The sequence below is a fragment of the Chelatococcus sp. KU-N122 genome (assembly GCF_055391085.1).
This window is the reverse complement of the sequence record NZ_AP043981.1, coordinates 399116-417829: the sequence shown is the minus strand read 5'-3', so window position 1 is coordinate 417829 and position 18714 is coordinate 399116. Positions and strand designations below refer to the sequence as shown.

Sequence of the window (18714 nt, the reverse complement as noted above, 5' to 3'; positions counted from 1 at the left end):
TGAGCGCCTCTTTTGCGGTTGGGTGAGTCCACCCGACCGCGAAGCGCTCTAGCCCTTTTCTCGCGACGGCGCGCACCGATATATCAGCGCCAGTTCCATCGGTGCCGTTGCCGGAACCGTCGTCTGCATTGCCGGCTTCGCCGCGAGCGAAGCCGTGGAGGCTGCCATGACCGACAAGATCCCCGTCACCGTGCTCACCGGCTATCTCGGCGCCGGCAAGACGACGCTGCTCAACCGCATCCTCAGTGAGCCGCACGGCAAGAAGTACGCCGTCATCGTCAACGAGTTCGGCGAGGTGGGCATCGACAACGACCTCATCGTCGGCGCCGACGAGGAGGTGTTCGAGATGAACAACGGCTGCGTCTGCTGCACCGTGCGCGGCGACCTGATCCGCATCATCGACGGGCTGATGAAGCGCAAGGGCAAGTTCGACGCGATCATCGTCGAGACCACCGGTCTCGCCGATCCGGCGCCGGTGGCGCAGACCTTTTTCGTCGACCAGGACGTGTCGGACCGGACCAGGCTCGACGCCGTGGTCACCGTCGCCGACGCCAAATGGCTCTCCGAGCGGTTGAAGGATGCGCCCGAGGCCAAGAACCAGATCGCCTTCGCCGACGTCATCGTGCTCAACAAGACCGATCTGGTGAGCGCCGACGAACTGGCGGATGTCGAGAGCCGCATCCGCGCCATCAACCCCTATGCGCGCCTGCACCGGACCGAGCGGGCCAAGGTCGACATCGACGAGGTGCTCGGCCGCAACGCCTTCGACCTCGACCGCATCATGGCGCTGGAGCCCGACTTCCTGGAGGAGGGGCACCACCACCACCACGACGACGACGTGCAGTCGGTGGCGGTGACGCTCGACGGCGACGTCGACCCCGACCGCTTCCTGCCCTGGATCAACGACCTGGCCCAGCGCGAAGGGGCGAACATCCTGCGCTCCAAGGGCATCCTGGCCTTCAAGGGCGAGCCCAAGCGCTTCGTCTTCCAGGGCGTACACATGATGCTGGAAGGCGACCTGCAGCGCGACTGGCGCCCCGACGAGAAGCGCGCCTCCAAGATCGTGGTGATCGGGCGGGACCTCGACCGGGCGTCCATCGAGAAGGCCTTCCAGGCCTGCGCGGCGTGAGCCTGCTCGTCCCCTGGCGGCCTGGGCGGCCGCGTGACATAGAGGTGATCGTTCGACCATGAAGCCGGCAGCAGCCCCGATGACCCAGGCCAGCGCAATCACTTCGCTCCTCGATCACGTGACGGCGCTCGACGCAGGCGCCCATGTCACCGGCGCCGCTTTCCTCGGCGATGTGGCGGCGCTGGCGCTGGGCGACGGCGGCGTGCTGCTCGCGGCGGCCGGCGAGACGCGGCGCGTGGAGGCGCATCCGGACGGCGCCGTGCTGGTCGCCGTCCGCCAGGGCGCGCAGCTGATTACCGGCGGCGACGACGGCCGCGTGGCGGCCATCGACGCCACCGGCCGGATTGAGACCATCGCGGATGAAAAGGGCCGCTGGATCGACGCGGTGGCGGCGCGGCCCGGCGCCGTGGCCTGGAGCTTCGGCAAGCAGGTTGCGGCGCGGGACGACAAGGGCGCCGTGCGGCGGATCGAGGCGCCGTCGAGCGTCCGCGGTCTCGCCTTCGCGCCCAAGGGCTACCGGCTGGCGCTGGCCCACTACAACGGCGCCAGCCTGTGGTTCCCCAACACCGATGCGGCACCGGAGGCGCTGAGCTGGAAGGGCTCGCATCTCGACATCACGTTCTCGCCGGACGGGCGCTTCCTCGTCACCTCCATGCAGGAGAATACGCTGCACGGCTGGCGCCTGGCCGACCGCAAGGACATGCGCATGTCCGGCTATCCGGCCAAGCCGCGCTCGCTCTCCTGGTCCCACGACGGGCTGCACCTCGCCACGTCAGGGGCCGACGCCGCCATCGTCTGGCCGTTCGAGGCCAAGGACGGGCCGATGGGCAAGCCGCCGCGCGAGTGCGGCGTGCGCCCGGCCAAGGTTTCGCAGGTCGCCTTCCATCCCCGCGCGCTGATTCTGGCGCTCGGCTACGAGGACGGCGCCGTCATGTTGGTGCGGCTGACCGATGCGGCCGAGCTGATGGTGCGCAAGCCGGACGATGCCGGCCCGATTTCGGCCTTCGCCTGGGACGACAAGGGCGCACGCCTCGTATTCGGCACCGCCGAAGGCGCGGCTGGATTGCTGACGCTGCCCTGAGTCCGTAGCCCATGACATTCGGCCTGCTCAAACGCCGCCCGCGGCCCGATGCCGAGATCGCCTCCCGCATCAAGGCGTGGACGGGCGCGGCGCTCGGCGCCGACGAGGCCACCAACTTCGCTGTCAACGAGATCGTCTGCCACGATCCGGGCTGTCCCGGCACGGAGACGGTGATCCTGGTGATGCAGCCGGGCCAGCGGACCTGGGCGCTGAAAATCGCCAAGGCGATGGCCGAGACCGCCGAGGAGGACGTCGCCGCTGCCGTGGACGAGGCTCGGCAGCGGCAGGCTGGTTGATCGAGGAGCACCCGGACGATGACGGATCTCTCAGGCTGGCGCCCCCCGCCATTTCCGCCCCGGCGCGTGCTCGAGGGGCGCTACTGCCGGCTCGAGCCGCTCTCCGTCGACCGCCATGCCGACGACCTGTGGGCGGTGCTCGCCGACGCCCACGATGTGTGGACCTACCTGCCGCTGGTCGCGCCGGACGGCCCGGACGCCTACCGTGCGCTGCTGGCGTCCATGGTCGAACGCACCGACATCGTGCCGCTGGCGGTGGTCGACACCGCCGACGGCCGCGCCAAGGGGCACCTCTGGCTGATGGAGATCCGGCCCGCCCACGGCGTCGCCGAGGTGGGCTTCATCACCTATGCGCCGAGCCTCCAGCGCACCCGCACGGCCACCGAGGCGATCCACCTCTGTGGCGCTTATCTGTTCGGGCTCGGCTATCGCCGGTTCGAGTGGAAGTGCAACGACCTGAACGAGCCGTCCAAGCGCGCCGCCGCGCGCTTCGGCTTCGTTTACGAAGGGCTGTTCCGCCAGCACATGGTGGTCAAGGGAGCCAATCGCGACACCACCTGGTTCTCGATCCTGGACGGCGAATGGCCGGCGGTCGCCGCGGCGTTCAAGGCGTGGCTGGCGCCCGACAACTTCGACGCCGAGGGCCGACAGCGGCGCGGCCTGGCCGAGATCCGGGCCGCGGCTGCCGCCAATCCGCCGACAGATTGGCGGCCTTAAGCTGGAACGGCTGCGAGCTGCGCGGGAGTGAGCGGGGCCGGGATTGGGCCGCGGAGCCAATTGCGGCCCGCGAGATCAGTGCAGCTCAGCGGTTGGAGCATGATTCCGAAAACTGGACATCGGCTTTTGGACAAGATCATGCTCAGAATAAGGGCTTATAGCGGGTGATGAATCGAAGATAGATCATCCCGCTCTAGAGTCCAGCCGCCCTATAGCTAAGGGTGCGGAAGGCCTCGTTGTTCTTTGCGCCATCTACCCGTGCTTCGGTGGCCGAGTCGTAGCGGCGCGCCGCGGGCCTCTCCACATGCTTCGAAGCGCTGTTGCACGCCTTGATCCTGACCGGACGGCTGGTGTCGATCGGGAGCACCGTCTTGTGAGAGATCCGCTTCAGTGCTAGACTTGAGCGAATACTGGCGACGCCGGGTATGCGCGAGATCTTGTTGACGATGATATCTTCGAGATCGTCTACGTCGGAAGCCATGACGCGCAGCAGATAATCGCTATCTCCCGTCATCAGGTAACACTCCATTACCTGGCTCAGGCGATCAATCGCGCGTGTAAAATTCTCAAGGGACAGCTGAGCCTGCTTCTCAAGCTTCACTTGGATGAATGCGGTTACGCCGATGCCGAGTACCGCCGGGTCCAGTACCGCAATTCGTCGATCGATCACACCAAGCTTTTCAAGTGTTCTAACTCGAGCGAGGCAAGGCGATGGTGAAAGATTTACGCGGGAAGCAAGCTCCACATTAGTCAAGCTCGCATCCTGCTGCAGTTCGTTCAGAATCTTTATGTCGATCCTGTCGAGAGCCGTCGTTGTCATATCGCTGTCTCCCGGAGTAAATAGCGGCAACTATCGAGGCCCAGTCCCGCGCGTTATCTTGCGCAGTGACATCTCGATGACAGGGATGCTAACCACTGTCTGGGCTGCCGAATTTCGACAAAATGACAACTTATATCGAAAAACAGTCAATCCGTTTGAGCCCGTTGAATGCGGCTACGCCGGCGGGGCGCGGCGGCGCGCGGTCCGCAGGAGCGGGTCGCCGGCATCCCTGCTCCGAGGCTCCCACGCCTCCCCGGCAATCACGTCGAAATAGGGCCGCACGCCGTGCAGATGGAAGGCGATGATGCCGCCGGCGACGGCAGGATCCGCCTCGATGATGGCGCGAGCCGCCGCCAGATCGCCCGCCTCGATCAGCACGACGCCGCCGAAGCTCGAGCGGAACGGACCGCCGAACAGCACGGCCCCGTCTTCGTAGTGGCGACGCATGTGCTTCAGATGCGCACGCATGATCGCCGGATCCTGCTCATGCACCGGACGGTCGGGAACCGCATTCGGTCCGGCGGCGAGAACGGCCACATAGCGCATGCTCGGTCCTCCAGTTTGAGCGCTCCACCCCCGGAGCGCGTGTCTTCAGCCCAGGGCTCGCCAGACGCATTTTGGGCCGGACGACCCGCCGGCCCTGGCCTGTTTGTGTCGGCGACGCAGCCTCAGCCACCGCGAATGCTTCCGCGATGCCTCCAGACTTATGATCGAGACGAAATCCAGCATATTCAGCATCGGCGCGTCGTAGCCCCTTGCCGGGCTGCCGGATTTCGCTAGAATGCCAACCTATCGCTAAAATCTGTCAAATGATGTTGGGCGGCCCCCTTCTCCCCGGCTTCGACGACCCCGATGCAATCGACCGGCCGGCGGTGGCGTTGCGTCTGCAGGTGAGCGAGCACAGCGCTGAAATCCCGGTGCATCGGCATCGCAAGGGGCAGTTGGTCTTGGCGCTGCACGGTGCGGTCACATGCCAGGTGGCCGATGCGTTTTGGATCGTGCCGCCGCATTGCGGCGTATGGATTCCGGGCGACATGCCGCACAGCAATCGCGCGACAGCGAATGCGCGCCTTTGCTACCTGTTCGTCGAGCCGGGCATCGTGGCGCTTTCCCAACAGTGTTGCACGCTTTCTATCTCACCGATGATCCGCGAGATGATCTTGCATCTTGCGGCCTCGCCCTTGGATTATGAGCCGGGCAGCCATATCGACCATCTCACCCGCGTTCTGCTGGACGAACTGGCGCTGATGCCGATGGAGAGGCTCTATCTGCCCGTCACCGATCATCCGAAAATCCGCCAGATCGCCGACGCGCTTCACGCTAATCCCGCCGACCGCAGCACCGCCGCCCAATGGGCGAAGCGTCTGGCGATGAGCGAGCGCTCGCTCACCCGGCTTGTCCTCGATGAGACGGGACTCACGTTCGGGCGCTGGCGGCAGCAACTTCATTTGCTCATCGCGATTCGCGAGCTTGCCGGCGGCGCGTCGGTGCAGCGCGTGTCCGGCGACCTCGGCTATGAGTCGGTCACCGCGTTCATCACGATGTTCAAGAAGGCACTTGGACTCTCGCCGGCCCGCTATTTCGCGGCGCTCACGCAAAGCCGGTTGCCGACAGCAGGCGAGCTGTAGCGCCCTCACGACGGCGATGGCGTAGCCGCCCCGTACGAAAGGGCCGCCCGACGCCTGGCATGCGCAGCCGCGATCGAAGCCTGCCGACACCTGCGGATTACTCCGCGCGCCGCGGCAGAAAATGCCGATCGGTGATGCGGGGGGCGAGCTGTTTGAACATTAATGCCGGGACGGCTGCGTAAATATCATTCGGATAACGCGAGCCCGCGGAGATCGCAGATCAGCGCCCTGCCGCAAACCGGGAACGAAAAAATGAGGCTTAAACACGTCTATCTTACTGCTGCCGAACCAGAGCAGCTCGCGGAGTTCTACGAGGCGCTCGGACTGACGATCCGCTTTGCCGACCAAGGTAAGTGGATTCAATTCGCAGGGGAGAAAACCGCATTCTGCGTCGCAGGCCCGCCTGAATCCGTGTCCGAGCAGTCTCAGAATGCTGTCCTCGTATTCGAGGTGGACGATCTGGACACGGCCGTCGAGCGCGCACGGGCGCGGGGAGCCACAGTATTTGGTGAAGTCCGGGACATGGGAGCGCACGGACGGGTGGCCCAGTTCAGGGACCCGCAGCAAAATACGATCCAGCTGTTTCAAGCCGCGCGCACGTAGAGCTGGTAGCAAGCGCGCTGAATGACGTCGGATCCACGCATCGAGGCGGTCGTCGCCGTGAACGCCCAAGTGTCCCCTATGCCCGGGCAGGAAATCCCGACGTGCAGCAGCGCCGAGTTCCGCGGCGCTATGCGCAACGTGCCGGGCGCCGTGTCCATCGTGACGACAGGTAGGCAGCCGAGCAGACACGGCTTGACGCTGACGGCTGGCTGTTCGTTGTCGACCGATCCACCGAGGGTGCTCGTGTGTGTCAATAAGCTGGCCGGTGCGCACGATACGATAAAGCGAAGCGGATCGTTCTGCTGGAATATTCTCGCGGTCGGCCACGTTGTGCTGGCGCAGACTTTCGCGGGGCGGGACGGTAGCAAGGGCGACATACGTTTCAGCGAAGGTATGTGGCGGGCGCTCGTTACGGGAGCGCCGAGCCTTATCGAGGCGGTTTGCAGCTTCGATTGTCGCGTTGCCGGGTCGTGCGACGCGGGAAGTCATACGATATTCACCGGCGACGTTGTTGCACAGGTCGCAAACGCCGATCTCGAGCCTCTCGTCTATGCGAAGGGCGAGTTCGCCGTGCCAGAGTTCCAGCTCCCGTCGCGATCCTAAGCGACGCGTCAAACGCCATCGATCGAAAGTGAAAGCAAGTCAACATGATGATTCCGCAAATCGGCCGTCCTATACGCGTCACCAATGCCTAGCTAGTTCCGCCTGGGCGACGCGGAGCCGGCCGTCGTTCGTCGATCCGCGGGCCATCGTGGCCCTCGAACCGCACTATTCACTCGTATCACTCGGTGCCCGCTCATGTCATCGCTCTGGCTCAATGTTCTCGCGAGTGGAATTCTGCTCGGCCTCGTCTACGGACTCGTGGCGCTCGGGCTGACGATCATTTTCGGCGTCATGCGCGTCGTCAACTTCGCGCACGGCGAGATGGTCGTCTTCGGCATTTATATCGGGTATTGGGCTGTCCGCCTTTGGGATGTTCCGATCATTGTCGCGGCAGCAATAGCAGCGATCGTGATGTTCATCTTCGGATACCTACTGGAGGTCGCGATCGTTAAACGTTTCGTTAATCGGCCACATCATTATCAGTTCATCGTATTCATCGGGCTGTCGCTGCTTCTTGGGGGCATACTCCTGGTGACGTTCGGGCCGGATCCTCGTCCAACGGCTTCTCAGTTGTCGTTTCAGACCGTATCGCTCGGCCCTCTGACGCTGGATCTGGCGCGGCTTCAGGCCGCGGCGACTGCGGGCCTGCTCATTCTCGTCCTCGGCGCGTATCTGAGGTATTCATCGTTTGGCCAGTCCCTGAGAGCGGCCGCGGACAATCGGCTCGGCGGCCTGGTCGTCGGGCTGAACATTCCGCGGGTCTACGCAGTGACCTTTGGCATCGGCGCAGCATGCGCGGGTGCGGCCGGCGCCCTGATATCTCCTTTGTTCGACGCCCAACCATATCTAGCTGTTGACTTTACTCTAATAGCTTTCGTGACGGTCATCGTCGGCGGCCTCGGCAGCTTCAGTGGAGCGCTTTTGGGCGGATTAACAATCGGCGTGGCCGAGGCCGTCGCGGCGCTGATGTTTGCGCCGTCGATGAAGACGGCGCTCCCCTATGCGCTCCTGATCATCATCCTGATCTTCAGTCCCAGGGGGTTTTTCGGTGCAAAAGAGACTTGATGGCGCCACTGAAATGAAGCGATGGCTCGCGGGAGGAACGGTCTTCGCTATCCTTGCTCTAGTCGGTGCCCTGTCGAACGCATACGTCGTCTCGCTGATGACTATCGTCTTGCTGTTCACCTTCCTGGGGCAATCGTGGAATCTGATGCTCGGAATCGGTGGGCAACTGTCGATAGGTCATGCCCTCTTTGTCGGCCTGGGGGCCTATTCAGTGGCCGTCCTCGACATCAAGTACGGCATCTCTCCGTGGATAGGCCTTCTGCTCGGTATGCTCATAGCCGGATCCGTCGGTGCCGTATTGGCGTGGCTGAGCTTCCGGTTCGAAGTGCGTGGAATATACTTCGCGCTGCTGACGATCGCCGCCGCGGAGTTTGCACGGATTATGTTTAGCGGCTGGGAGTTCGTTGGCGGAATGCAGGGGCTGTTCTTTCAGGCGCCCACCGGCACGATCGACATCCTGATGCTCCGGGGAGATGCCCGGTTCTACTATTTTGTGGCTCTGGCCTTGGCGGCATTGGGCATCGTCGGAACCGAGCTTATCTCACGATCGTACCTCGGATATGTATGGCGAGCGATGAGGGATGATGACGAGGCCGCACGCGCGCTCGGTGTCCGCACGTTCCGACACAAAATTCTCGTGATTTCCATATCGGCGGCGACTGCGGCAGTCGGTGGCGGTATTCTGGCACTCGTACAGGGATCGATATTTCCAGATTCGATTATGGGCATGGGAATCTCGGTCGACGTCCTGATCGGGCCCGTGGTCGGTGGGTTAGGTACGAGCTTCGGCCCGCTGATCGGATCGCTCGCGGCAATCCCTCTGAACCATTTGATGAGCGCGCTTGGTGACAGCTTCGGGATACCGGGGTTGAACCATATCGCATACGGCATCGTCCTGATCCTGGTCGTCTGGTTCTTGCCGGACGGTATTTGGCCGGCCGCCGTCCGTCTCTACAAGGCAATCCAGCTGCCGTCCCGAGCGTGGCTGCCGCAGCCGAGCAAGGCCGAGAAATGACGAATCTACTCGAGGTCAGGAACCTCTCTCGATCGTTCGGCGGGCTGGTCGCGGTCAACGACGTCAGCTTCGCTCTCGGAGCCGGCCGCATCACTGCGCTCATCGGGCCGAATGGCGCGGGAAAGACGACGTGCTTCAATCTTGTTGCCGGCGCCCTGAAGCCGACGAGCGGGCAGGTGCTCTTCGAGGGGCGCTCGATAGAAAATACGCCGCCGGAAAATGTCTGCAGGATGGGCATCGCGAGAACATTTCAAATCGTGCGGCCGATGCGCGACATGTCGGTCTTGGAGAACGCAATGGTCGGCGCCTTCAGCTGGACCAAGAGCGTCAACGTGGCGCGATCGACGGCCTACGAGTCTCTCGAAAGTGTTGGGCTCGCCGGCAAGGCCAATGCGCGGACGGATCAGCTGACATTGCCGGATCGGAAGATGCTGGAAACGGCTAAAGCGCTATCGACGCGACCCAAGCTGCTACTGCTGGACGAGGTGATGGCAGGCCTCCGACCCACCGAAGCCGCAGGAGTCGTCCGTGTGCTGCAGAAACTGGCAGGGAATGGGCTGACGATCCTTCTCGTCGAGCACGTCATGCGGATCGTGATGGAAGTGGCTTCGCTTGTCGTCGTCCTTCATCACGGCGCAAAAATTGCAGAAGGAAGCCCTGGCGACGTGGTGGCGGATCCAAGCGTACGCGAATGCTATCTCGGGGCCGGCTTCCATGCTTGACGACGCTCTTTTATCGGTCGACGCGCTTTGTGTTGCGTACGATGGCTCGAACGCCTTGAACGGCGTCTCCCTGCATATCCGCCAAGGCGAGTTGATCTGTGTCGTCGGCGCCAACGGCGCAGGCAAGACGTCGCTGATCAGAACGATCTCGGGCATCGTTCCACCCTCACGGGGTGCCGTTCGGCTGAAGGGTGTCGATATCACCGGGATGCCGCCATGGGAGATCTGCGAGCTTGGCATCGCGCAGGTCGCCGAAGGCCGGCAGCTGTTTGGGGGGCTTTCCGTCGAGGAAAATCTGCTACTCGGCGGCTCGCTGAGACGTGCGAAGGCTGACCGGCACGCAACGCTCGAGTTCGTCTATCAATTGTTCGGGCGCCTCCGAGAGCGCCGGCGCCAACGCGCAGGGACGTTGTCCGGCGGCGAGCAGCAGATGGTGGCGATCGGACGCGCGATCATGGCGAAGCCGGAAGTCGTCATGTTCGACGAGCCGTCCATCGGGCTGTCGCCCGCTTTGACGGATGCGATGTTCGGCGTCGTCGAGTCCCTGCACAAACAGGGAATAACGGTGCTGCTGGTCGAGCAGAACGTCGCGAAATCGCTTGCGATGAGCAATCGCGGCTACGTCCTGGAGAACGGCTCCATCGTGCTCCACGGATCGAGCCATGAGCTGCTGAACAACTCCGAGATCCAACGCGCCTATCTCGGAATGTAGCTATCTTCAAGGCAGCACGGCATCGAGCCGCGCAACGAGGGCCGCTCCATCCCACCTCGGTAGCGCGCGCGGCTGCGCTCAAGCGAGGCGAATAGCCATGGCGCCCCAGGAAAGGGCGAGCGCCGATATCGAGAAACGCGACGTCACCCGACAAATCGACGGACGGATCCGGAGTAGAAGATGCTGAGACAGGGCATTCCGGCGGATGTTTGTGTCGTGGCGCGTCGCCTCGGCACCGATGTACGGCAATCAATTTCGACACACGACACGTAGGGTTCCCCCCATGGATAATGACGATGCCCTTATAATCGAGCGCGACCGCGGCATGGTCACGATGACTATGAATAGGCCGCCGGCAAATGCGGTGAACACTGGCCTTATCGTCGGTTTGCTGGACCATATCCGCTCGCTATCCCACGAAGCTTCACCGCCAGGTATTGTATTGACTGGTCAAGGTGATCGATTCTTCAGCGCGGGGGGCGATATAAATGAAGTGGCTGGCTTCGAAATCGCAGCACGCCGCTTGAGAAGCTTTCACGCGCTTCTTTGCGAGATGGAGAGGTATCCAGGCCCGATCGTATGTGCCGTCCGAGGGTATGCGGTTGGAGGAGCGTTGGAGTTTCTCCTTCATGCGGACTACGTCGTTGCAAATCACGAGTGCCAAATCGGGTTTCCGGAAATCAACAACGGTCTCCTACCGGCAGTCAAAGGGATACGGCAGGCGGTGCAGAAACTTGGGCTTCGTGAGGCCCAAGCCCTGCTCTATTGGGGCGAGCTCGTCGACGCGCGGAAAGCGCTTGATATGGGCGCGATCAACGAAATCACAACCACCGCAAACGTGATGAGCCGTGCCACGGAGGTTTGTAGGCACCTTCGTGGGAAGGATAAGACGCTTTTCGCCGCGCTCAAGCGCTCGTTGAACTTGGCGGGACATATGGATGACAACTCGCTCGAGGCGATGACGATCGACGATCTCGGCGCCTATCTGACCGATGATAGCTCGGCAGACGCGCGCGCGCGATTCCTCTCGAAGAGCTCGAGGAAGGCATGAATGGCGGCGTTGGCATCTCCTGATCAAATCCGGCTGGAGCTCATGAGCTTCGAGGAGATATCGGCCGCCCTGACGCTCGGGCGCTCGACGGTCCTGATACCATGTGGCGCCGTCGAGCAGCATGGACCGCATCTTCCTCTTTGCATGGATGCGGATCACGCCGACGCGCTCGCGGCAAGGGTGGCGCGGCAGCTTGGCGACACTCTGATAGCGCCGACGATCAAGGTCGGTTGTTCATCCCACCATCTTGTCTTCCCCGGGACCATCTCGCTTCGGCCAGAAACATTTGAAGCCGTCTGCGCGGATTATTGCACGAGTCTCGCAACGCACGGGTTTACGCGGATGCTGCTCTTTTCCGGGCATATCGGAAACTTTCCCGTTCTGCGAGACAGTCTCCCTCGATTGCGGCAGGCGGCGCCGCAAGACGTTGAGATCGACGCATTCTTTGACTCGATCGCTTGGATCGACAGGTGGCGAAGCGCCGTCGAGGCCGCGGGAGGTGACCCTGAAGCCGTCGGCGGGCACGCCGATATCGCGGAGACGTCTCTCATGATGTGTCTGCGCCCGGATAGCGTGCGGCTGGATCGGTTCGAAGTTGGACACCGAGGCGCGCTGTCCGAAGAACAGCTCAACTCCATGTGGAGGAACGGCATCAAGTCGATCGCCGGCAACGGCATCATCGGCGATCCCAATGGATCGACTGCGGAGATCGGCGAGCGATGCCTCGAGGCGATCACCGATCTTCTCGTCGGCTCGTTCCGCAAGTAAATCGACGCCGCGACCGGCGCCATACGGGCCACCGGGCCAAGATGCCGGCGGAAAGGAACATCGCGCGGAGACCCGTAAGATATGTAGCTGTCGAGGATAGTATTTCTCGACTCATTACAGCACAAAATTCGGTAGCCTATGTAACGTTCTCCAGCATTTAAACGAAAATGTTGCGCGCCTTATGGGACGCTGTACCGATCTCGCATCACTTAGAGGATTCAAAAATGGCACTTACGTTTGGCTTCTGGTCGGAGCAAGAAACCCAGGTCGGACAGAGCTATGCGCGCCGACTTCATGAGCTGGTGGACGAGGTGCGCCTCGCGGAGAAAGTCGGGTTTGACTGCGTCGCGCTGTCCGAACAGCACGTGGCGCTTGGCGGCATCTCGAGCTCGGCGCCCGAAGTCGTGTATGGCTACCTCGCCGCCGTGACGTCGCGCGTGAAGCTGAGGTCCGCGGTTACCTTGATGCCGCACAGGATCAATCACGCCTTGCGGTCGGCAGAGCGGTTGGCGGTGACCGATATCCTGTCCCATGGTCGCGCGGAATTCTATGGCGGCCGGGCCAATACGACCATCGCAATGCGCGCGTTCAATGTCGAGCCGAGCGAAACGCTCGAGCAGATGGAAGAAGGGCTCGCGCTGCTCAGGAAGTCGATGCGCGAGGATATCTTCACGTTCGATGGAAAGTATTACCAGATCCCGCCGCGGATGCTCGTGCCGAAGCCGATTCAGAAGCCGCATCCGGTCATCGGCATTGCCGCGACGAGCGAACGCAGTCACAGCTGGGCGGGCTCCGAAGGCCTGGCCGTGATGAGCAGCAACATCTACCAGGGCTGGGAAGTCCAGGAAAAGCTGGTCAAGACGTACCGCAACGCTTGGAAGCGGGACGAACAAGGCCCGCTCGAGCGTCCTCGCATCGGTGTTCCGCTCTTCCTCGGCATCGGCGCCACCGACCAGAAGGCGAAGGACGACTACGCCGAGCCGCTGATGCACTATGCGAGAATCTCCACCGACGCGTATCCCCGTCTGGCCAAGCTCGCCGATGACTATGCGTACATGAGCGAGAGCGTGCCGGCCATGGAGCGCGCGGCAAGGGACTGGGACTACCTGCTCAACCACTCGGCGACGACGGTCTGTGGCAGTCCCGACACCGTCATTCGCCAGATCGAGAAGTTTCAGGATTTGGGGATCGATGAAGTTCTTCTTCACCTCGATTCGGTGAGCCACGAGAAGATCATGGAAGCCATCGACATGGTCGGCCGTTACGTGATCCCCCATTTCAACGATAGAAATAATGTGGTCCGGCCCACAGAAGACATCCTCGGGAAAATTCGAGCTATGCGGCCTCAGAATTGAACGTGCAGGCAGCAGAAGGGAGAAGATCAATGGCGCAGCATAGCTACAAGTATCTGATCGTCGAAAGGCGTGCCAGCGGTGTCGCCGTCGTGACGCTGAACCGGCCGGAAATTCTGAACGCGATCAATTGGGATATGCACGAGGAGCTGGAACAGGTCTTCGTTGATCTCGACGGGGACAAGTCGGTCCGCGCGATTGTGCTCACCGGCGCCGGCCGCGGATTCTGCTCGGGAGGCGATCAGAAGTCGCTCGACAAGGGCAAGCTTCCGTCGCCGACAAGGAGCGGACGTCACCTCATCCGCAATATGCTCGAAGTCGAGGTGCCGCTCATCGCGGCCGTCAACGGCGTTGCCGTCGGGCTTGGCGCGACGCTTGCCCTGTTTTGCGACGTCATCTTCGCAAACCCGACCGCGCGATTTGCCGATACGCATGTGACGGCCGGCGTCGTCGCCGGCGACGGCGGCGCGGTGATGTGGCCGTTGCTGATGGGGCCGGTGCGCGCAAAGCATTATCTCATGACCGGAGATTTCATCTCGGCCGAGAAGGCTGCGGCCATGGGGATGATCAACGACGTCATTTCGAATCGAGACGTCAAGGACGCCGCGATCGAATACGCCGAGATGCTTGCGAGCGGCCCGCAGGAGGCGATCATCTGGACGAAATATAGCGTCAACAAGATCATCAAGCAGTATGCGCATCTGCTGCTCGACACCTCGGCGGCGCTGGAGATGCTGACGTTCGCATCGCCGGAGCGACGCGAGGCGGTCGCCGCTTTTGCGGAGAAGCGGAAGCGCTTTGCGGAGCGATAAGATGGGCGTCGAATCCTTCATTTCGGGAGCTCAGCTGGTCGACGTGACCATTCCGCAGCTTCTGATCGAGCGAAGAGCGGAGCGCCCGGACACGGTCGCGTATCACCAGAAGCGTCACGGCGAGTGGATCGCCGTGACGTGGAAGCAGTATTCGGATCGCGTCGCGAGCCTGGCGCTCGCCCTGCAGCAGGCCGGGCTCCAGCGCGGCGACCGGATCGCCATCATGGGGGACGTGTCCCAGGAGTGGCTGATTGCGGACATGGCGACGATCTGCGCAGGCGCCGTGATGGTCGGCGTCTACTTTACCGCATCGCCGGAAGAAGTCGGCTACTATCTGAGCGATTCCGGAGCGTCCTTCGCCTTCGTCGGCAACGAGCTTCAGCTGGGTATCGTCATCGGCTCCGGCCAGGCCGAGAAGCTGAAGAAGATCATCGTGCTGGATGCTGAATGGGACGGAGGGGGCGGAGCGGCCAATGTCGTCTCCCTGAGGGAATTCTGCGGGACGGCGCCGGTCGATGCCGACGCATGTCTGCGGGAGCAGGCGACGAAAGCCAAGGCCAGCGACCTGGCGAGCATCGGCTATACATCGGGCACGACCGGCTTCCCGAAAGGTGCGATGCTAACCCATCTGTCGCTGCTCGCCGGCGCGCACTGCGTGACGACGTTTACCCCGCGCATGCGCAGCGACAGGCATCGCGTTGTCGTCCATCTGCCCATGTCGCATACGGTTGCGCGCGCACAAGCGACGACCATGCCCTTGATCGCCAATATGGTGCCGTATTTTGGCGAAGCGAGCGCGGATTTCGCTCAAACGATCGAGGAGGTGAAGCCGACCTATTTCATGGCGCCGCCGCGATTTTTCCAGCGCTTTGCCACGCAGATCCTCAGCAAGGTGCACTCCGGCTCGGCGAAGCAGAAGCACGACTATCAGCTCGCGATGAAGGTCGCCCGCAAGGCGCTCGATGCCCGCCAGGCTGGTGGGGAGCCGGACCCTTTCATATCCGGGCTCTTCGAGGTCTGCCGGGAACAGATCTTCCGGCCGTTGCTCGCCGAGGTCGGGTTCGCGGAGCTCACGGTCGCCTTCACCTCCTCGGCGGCGATGCCTTCCGAGCTCATGTCCCTGTGGCAATTGTGGGGCCTCCAGCTCAAGGAGTGCTACGGCCAGACGGAGCTCGTCGGAGCCAACCTGGTGCAGATGGCCGAATGGCCCGAGGCCGGTACCGTTGGCGTGCCGCTGGAGGACCCGGCTTGGGAGACAACGGTTCTTGAAGACGGGGAAATGATCACCCGCGGGCCGGGGCTCTTTGTCGGGTATTGGAACAAGCCTGAGGAGACCAAAGCAGCTCTGCGGGACGGCTGGCTCTATACCGGGGATATCGTCGAAGTCGGACCGACCGGGCTTTTCAAGCTGATCGACCGCAAGAAGGAGATCATCAATACCTCCAACGGAAAATCGATCAGCCCGACGCAGATCGAGAACGAGATCCGACATAGTCCGTTCATCTCCGAAGCGGCAGTGATCGGAGAAGGAAAGAAGTATCTCACAGCGTTGATCGAAGTCGACGCGACGGCTACGATGGATTGGGTGAAATCGCGCGATCTCCAGATTGCGCAGTATTCCGACTTGGCGAATTCCGAGGTCGTCGTCCGAATGATCGAGGGCGAGATTGCCAAGGCAAACAGCCGTCTGGCGAGAGCCGAGCAGATCAAGGCCTTTCGAATACTGCCGGAGGAGCTGTCTCCGGAGAATGGCGTGATGACACCGACACGTAAGAAGCGCCGAAAGCAACTGATGGAAAGATACCGATCGCTGATCGATACGCTCTACGACGATAGCGAGGAAAACCTGATCAAGACGGAAATGGGAATGTGATCTGTACTACTCCGGTTCTATGATCACACGCGCCGCACGGGTATCGCGGCGTGCTTAAGATGGAAGGTGCGCACGTACGTTCTGTGTCAGCTGAGATGACAGGGCGCTTCACCACTCCGTAGCGCCACGTCGTGGCGAAGGATCAGTTGAACACTCCGGCGCGCGCCGTCATCCGCAATGTTCCCAATCGAACCGTCTCACTATTCATTGCCGTCAACAGAAGGGGACATCACATGAAGAATCGGATCGGAAACGGGATAACGCGCCGCGCCGTGCTCGGTGGTGGCGTTGGCATCACAGCAGGACTTGCGTCGTGGCCGGTCGCGGCGGCGCCGACCAAGGTGCGTGTCGGCGCGATCATGCCCAGCAGCGGCGTGTTGGCGTTCCCCGGGCAGGCCTGCGTGCGCGGTATCAACGTCGGCGCGAAGTTCGCGAAAGAAAAATTCGGCATAGACATCGAGATCATTCATGCCGATACACAGAGTAGGCCGGAGAACGGGCGAATTGCCGCCGATAGCCTTATCAGGCAGGGCTGCACGGTGCTCATTGGCGCCTGGGATTCGGGAGCGACCATCTCGGCGCTTCAGGCCGCTGAGGCCGCGGCGGTTCCGATGGTGGTGCATGTCGCAAGCGCGACCCAGGTGACGTCGCAGGGATTCACCCAGGTCTTCCGTTACTATCCTACGTCGCTGACGATCGTCAGGAAGTCTCTTGTCGAATTGAAGTCGGTGCTGTCGACGCTCAAGGATCCGCCGACGAGCGCTGCCGTTCTTCATCTCAACAACACGATGGGACAGTCCACCGCTGCAAGCATCGATCAAGCCTGGAAGGAGGTGGACCCGCCGCTGAAGATCGCGCAGTACGTGCCGTATGACGAACGGGCCAAGGACCTCGCGGTCGAGGTCGCGAAGGCCAAGGCCTCGGGCGCCGATGCGCTTGTGTCGGTCACGCGCGTCAACGACGCCATCATGATCATCCGGGAATGCATCAAGCAGGGATGGAATCTCAAGATGATCTTCTCGCCGAATTCGAACGGCGTGCAGGACAAAGCGTATTACGACGCGCTGGGCAAGTATGGCGACGGCGGAATCGCGACGGGCCTGTGGTGCAATCCCAAGGCACCGGACACCGAAGCCATTCTCAAGCGATTTGCCACCGACTATCCAAATGATTGGTTCGATGGAAACGCAGGATGCGCGTTCGAAGCCGTGCAGATCGTCGGAGATGCAGTGACCCGCGCCGGCTCCGCCGAGGCCGTGGCAATTCATGCCGCGCTCAAGTCGACCGACATGACGCCGTTCCTGATGTCGAGCGGCAAGATCAAGTTTGATGCGACCGGTCAGAACACGGGCAGCGACATAACCATCCTACAGGCCCAGAACGGAAAGCCTCGTGTCGTATCGCCGCCGGCGGTTGCGGAAGCGGCGCTTCAGTACCCACTGGTTCCGTTTAACGCGCGGTAGACAAGGGATGAGTTGCGGCCTCCGGTCAACCGGGCCGGGGGCGCAGCCTTCCGATGAACGGCTCGTGGCTGGTGAAGCTGGATCGCTCGGCGAGGAAGCGACGCGGGCTCTTTCCCATCGTCTTCTTGAACATGGTTATGAAGGCGCTAGGCGTCTCATAGCCCAGATCGAGTGAGACGGCCTGCACGGACGATCCGGCCGACAAGCGTTGCAGCGCCACCAGGATGTGCAGCCGCTGCCGCCAGCGTCCGAATGTGATCCCCGTTTCCTTCAATACCAGACGGGCGAACGTGCGCTCACTCATCGCATATCGAGCAGCCAGCTCCTCGACCGTGCTGCGGTCGCCAGGATCATTGAGCAGAGACGTGGCGAGATGCTGAAGCCGGCTATCCGCGGAGATGGGCAGGTACATCTGCTCGGTGGACATCTGTACCAGTTCGTCGAGCAATACGCGCGCAAGCCGGCTGGTCGGGCCTTCGATTGGATATAAGGGTGGAAATACAGCTAATCGATGTATCAACTCACGGACAAGAGACGATATCGTAAATGTACAGCAGGCAGATGGTAGTGTGCTCGCTTGTGGATCAATAAAGACAACGTATACCTTTCCGTAATCTGATATGCAGTTGCTATGCGGAATTCCAGCGGGTATCCATACCGCACCTTGTGGCGGGACGATCCATAGTCCACCCGGTGCACGACACATGACGGATCCGCGAGACGCGACCACCAGCTGCCCCTTCGTATGCGAATGAAGCGGAAGCTCGTCGTTGTCCTGATCTGTCTCGATACAGAACGAGACAATGGGTCGGTCGAGGAGGTCCGGATCGATCGGATCGTAATTGATCCGAAGATCCGGCAAATTCATTCTGGCAAGGCCGTGATCCGTCTCTGAAGCGGGCGACGTGCGCATCGAATTCACTCGTGAACGGCAGCCGTTCCAATCTGTTAGGCGGCGGCGACAAAGCTCGCGCCGGGTTCTTTATCAAGGATAGCCCGCTGGC

At 62.0% G+C, this 18714-nt stretch carries 20 protein-coding genes; 17 read left to right on the top strand and 3 right to left on the bottom strand.

Annotation, left to right across the window (positions count from 1 at the left end; all coding sequences use genetic code 11):
• The first annotated feature begins 166 nt into the window (after nucleotides 1–166).
• From ACZ5PO_RS01895 to ACZ5PO_RS01880, 4 genes are all read left to right on the top strand, one after another.
• Complete coding sequence (locus ACZ5PO_RS01895) at nucleotides 167–1129, top strand: CobW family GTP-binding protein (RefSeq protein WP_464189694.1); 963 nt, start codon at nucleotides 167–169, stop codon at nucleotides 1127–1129.
• Nucleotides 1130–1208: 79 nt separating this feature from the next.
• Nucleotides 1209–2210, top strand: coding sequence for a WD40 repeat domain-containing protein (locus ACZ5PO_RS01890; protein WP_464189692.1), 1002 nt, complete (start codon nucleotides 1209–1211; stop codon nucleotides 2208–2210).
• A gap of 11 nt (nucleotides 2211–2221) precedes the next feature.
• Nucleotides 2222–2506, top strand: coding sequence for a hypothetical protein (locus ACZ5PO_RS01885; RefSeq protein WP_464189690.1), 285 nt, complete (start codon nucleotides 2222–2224; stop codon nucleotides 2504–2506).
• 18 nt (nucleotides 2507–2524) lie between these two features.
• Nucleotides 2525–3223 (top strand): GNAT family N-acetyltransferase, encoded by a 699-nt coding sequence (locus ACZ5PO_RS01880; RefSeq protein WP_464189688.1) that lies wholly within the window; start codon nucleotides 2525–2527, stop codon nucleotides 3221–3223.
• 193 nt (nucleotides 3224–3416) lie between these two features.
• On the opposite strand, the gene ACZ5PO_RS01875 is transcribed toward ACZ5PO_RS01880, so the two are convergent.
• Nucleotides 3417–4043 carry an Lrp/AsnC family transcriptional regulator gene (locus ACZ5PO_RS01875; protein ID WP_464189686.1) on the bottom strand — a complete coding sequence of 209 codons (627 nt, stop codon included), beginning with the start codon at nucleotides 4041–4043 and terminating at the stop codon, nucleotides 3417–3419.
• Nucleotides 4044–4217: 174 nt separating this feature from the next.
• On the bottom strand, nucleotides 4218–4589 hold the full coding sequence (locus tag ACZ5PO_RS01870) for a YciI family protein (RefSeq protein ID WP_464189684.1): 372 nt from the start codon (nucleotides 4587–4589) through the stop codon (nucleotides 4218–4220).
• A gap of 263 nt (nucleotides 4590–4852) precedes the next feature.
• On the opposite strand from ACZ5PO_RS01870, the gene ACZ5PO_RS01865 reads away from it, so the two are divergent.
• The 13 genes from ACZ5PO_RS01865 to ACZ5PO_RS01805 all read left to right on the top strand — a co-directional run bounded on the left by ACZ5PO_RS01865 (nucleotide 4853) and on the right by ACZ5PO_RS01805 (nucleotide 17710).
• The gene (locus ACZ5PO_RS01865; RefSeq protein WP_464189682.1) at nucleotides 4853–5671 is read left to right on the top strand and encodes an AraC family transcriptional regulator; all 819 of its coding nucleotides are present in this window, start codon (nucleotides 4853–4855) and stop codon (nucleotides 5669–5671) included.
• 252 nt (nucleotides 5672–5923) lie between these two features.
• Complete coding sequence (locus ACZ5PO_RS01860) at nucleotides 5924–6274, top strand: VOC family protein (protein ID WP_464189680.1); 351 nt, start codon at nucleotides 5924–5926, stop codon at nucleotides 6272–6274.
• A 21-nt stretch (nucleotides 6275–6295) separates the two neighbouring features.
• Entirely contained in the window at nucleotides 6296–6877 is a 582-nt protein-coding gene (locus ACZ5PO_RS01855) for a flavin reductase family protein (protein WP_464189678.1), read from the top strand.
• A gap of 195 nt (nucleotides 6878–7072) precedes the next feature.
• Nucleotides 7073–7942 (top strand): branched-chain amino acid ABC transporter permease, encoded by an 870-nt coding sequence (locus tag ACZ5PO_RS01850; RefSeq protein ID WP_464189676.1) that lies wholly within the window; start codon nucleotides 7073–7075, stop codon nucleotides 7940–7942.
• Entirely contained in the window at nucleotides 7926–8957 is a 1032-nt protein-coding gene (locus tag ACZ5PO_RS01845) for a branched-chain amino acid ABC transporter permease (protein ID WP_464189673.1), read from the top strand. The genes ACZ5PO_RS01850 and ACZ5PO_RS01845 overlap by 17 nt, the downstream gene beginning before the upstream one ends.
• Complete coding sequence (locus tag ACZ5PO_RS01840) at nucleotides 8954–9679, top strand: ABC transporter ATP-binding protein (RefSeq protein WP_464189671.1); 726 nt, start codon at nucleotides 8954–8956, stop codon at nucleotides 9677–9679. The genes ACZ5PO_RS01845 and ACZ5PO_RS01840 overlap by 4 nt, the downstream gene beginning before the upstream one ends.
• Complete coding sequence (locus tag ACZ5PO_RS01835; RefSeq protein WP_464189669.1) at nucleotides 9672–10391, top strand: ABC transporter ATP-binding protein; 720 nt, start codon at nucleotides 9672–9674, stop codon at nucleotides 10389–10391. The genes ACZ5PO_RS01840 and ACZ5PO_RS01835 overlap by 8 nt, the downstream gene beginning before the upstream one ends.
• A 283-nt stretch (nucleotides 10392–10674) precedes the next feature.
• On the top strand, nucleotides 10675–11442 hold the full coding sequence (locus ACZ5PO_RS01830) for an enoyl-CoA hydratase/isomerase family protein (protein WP_464189667.1): 768 nt from the start codon (nucleotides 10675–10677) through the stop codon (nucleotides 11440–11442).
• Nucleotides 11443–12210 carry a creatininase family protein gene (locus ACZ5PO_RS01825; protein ID WP_464189665.1) on the top strand — a complete coding sequence of 256 codons (768 nt, stop codon included), beginning with the start codon at nucleotides 11443–11445 and terminating at the stop codon, nucleotides 12208–12210.
• A 224-nt stretch (nucleotides 12211–12434) separates the two neighbouring features.
• Nucleotides 12435–13565: an LLM class flavin-dependent oxidoreductase gene (locus ACZ5PO_RS01820; RefSeq protein WP_464189663.1), complete on the top strand. Its 1131-nt coding sequence runs from the start codon at nucleotides 12435–12437 to the stop codon at nucleotides 13563–13565.
• Nucleotides 13566–13567: 2 nt separating this feature from the next.
• Entirely contained in the window at nucleotides 13568–14374 is an 807-nt protein-coding gene (locus tag ACZ5PO_RS01815; RefSeq protein ID WP_464189661.1) for an enoyl-CoA hydratase/isomerase family protein, read from the top strand.
• 1 nt (nucleotide 14375) lies between these two features.
• A complete protein-coding gene (locus ACZ5PO_RS01810; protein WP_464189659.1) occupies nucleotides 14376–16247 on the top strand; it encodes an AMP-dependent synthetase/ligase in 1872 nt (623 codons plus the stop codon).
• Between the two features lie 233 nt (nucleotides 16248–16480).
• Nucleotides 16481–17710 (top strand): ABC transporter substrate-binding protein, encoded by a 1230-nt coding sequence (locus tag ACZ5PO_RS01805; RefSeq protein ID WP_464189657.1) that lies wholly within the window; start codon nucleotides 16481–16483, stop codon nucleotides 17708–17710.
• 25 nt (nucleotides 17711–17735) lie between these two features.
• Here the strand turns inward: ACZ5PO_RS01805 and ACZ5PO_RS01800 are convergent, their stop codons facing one another.
• The gene (locus ACZ5PO_RS01800; protein WP_464189654.1) at nucleotides 17736–18623 is read right to left on the bottom strand and encodes an AraC family transcriptional regulator; all 888 of its coding nucleotides are present in this window, start codon (nucleotides 18621–18623) and stop codon (nucleotides 17736–17738) included.
• Nucleotides 18624–18714: the final 91 nt, after the last annotated feature.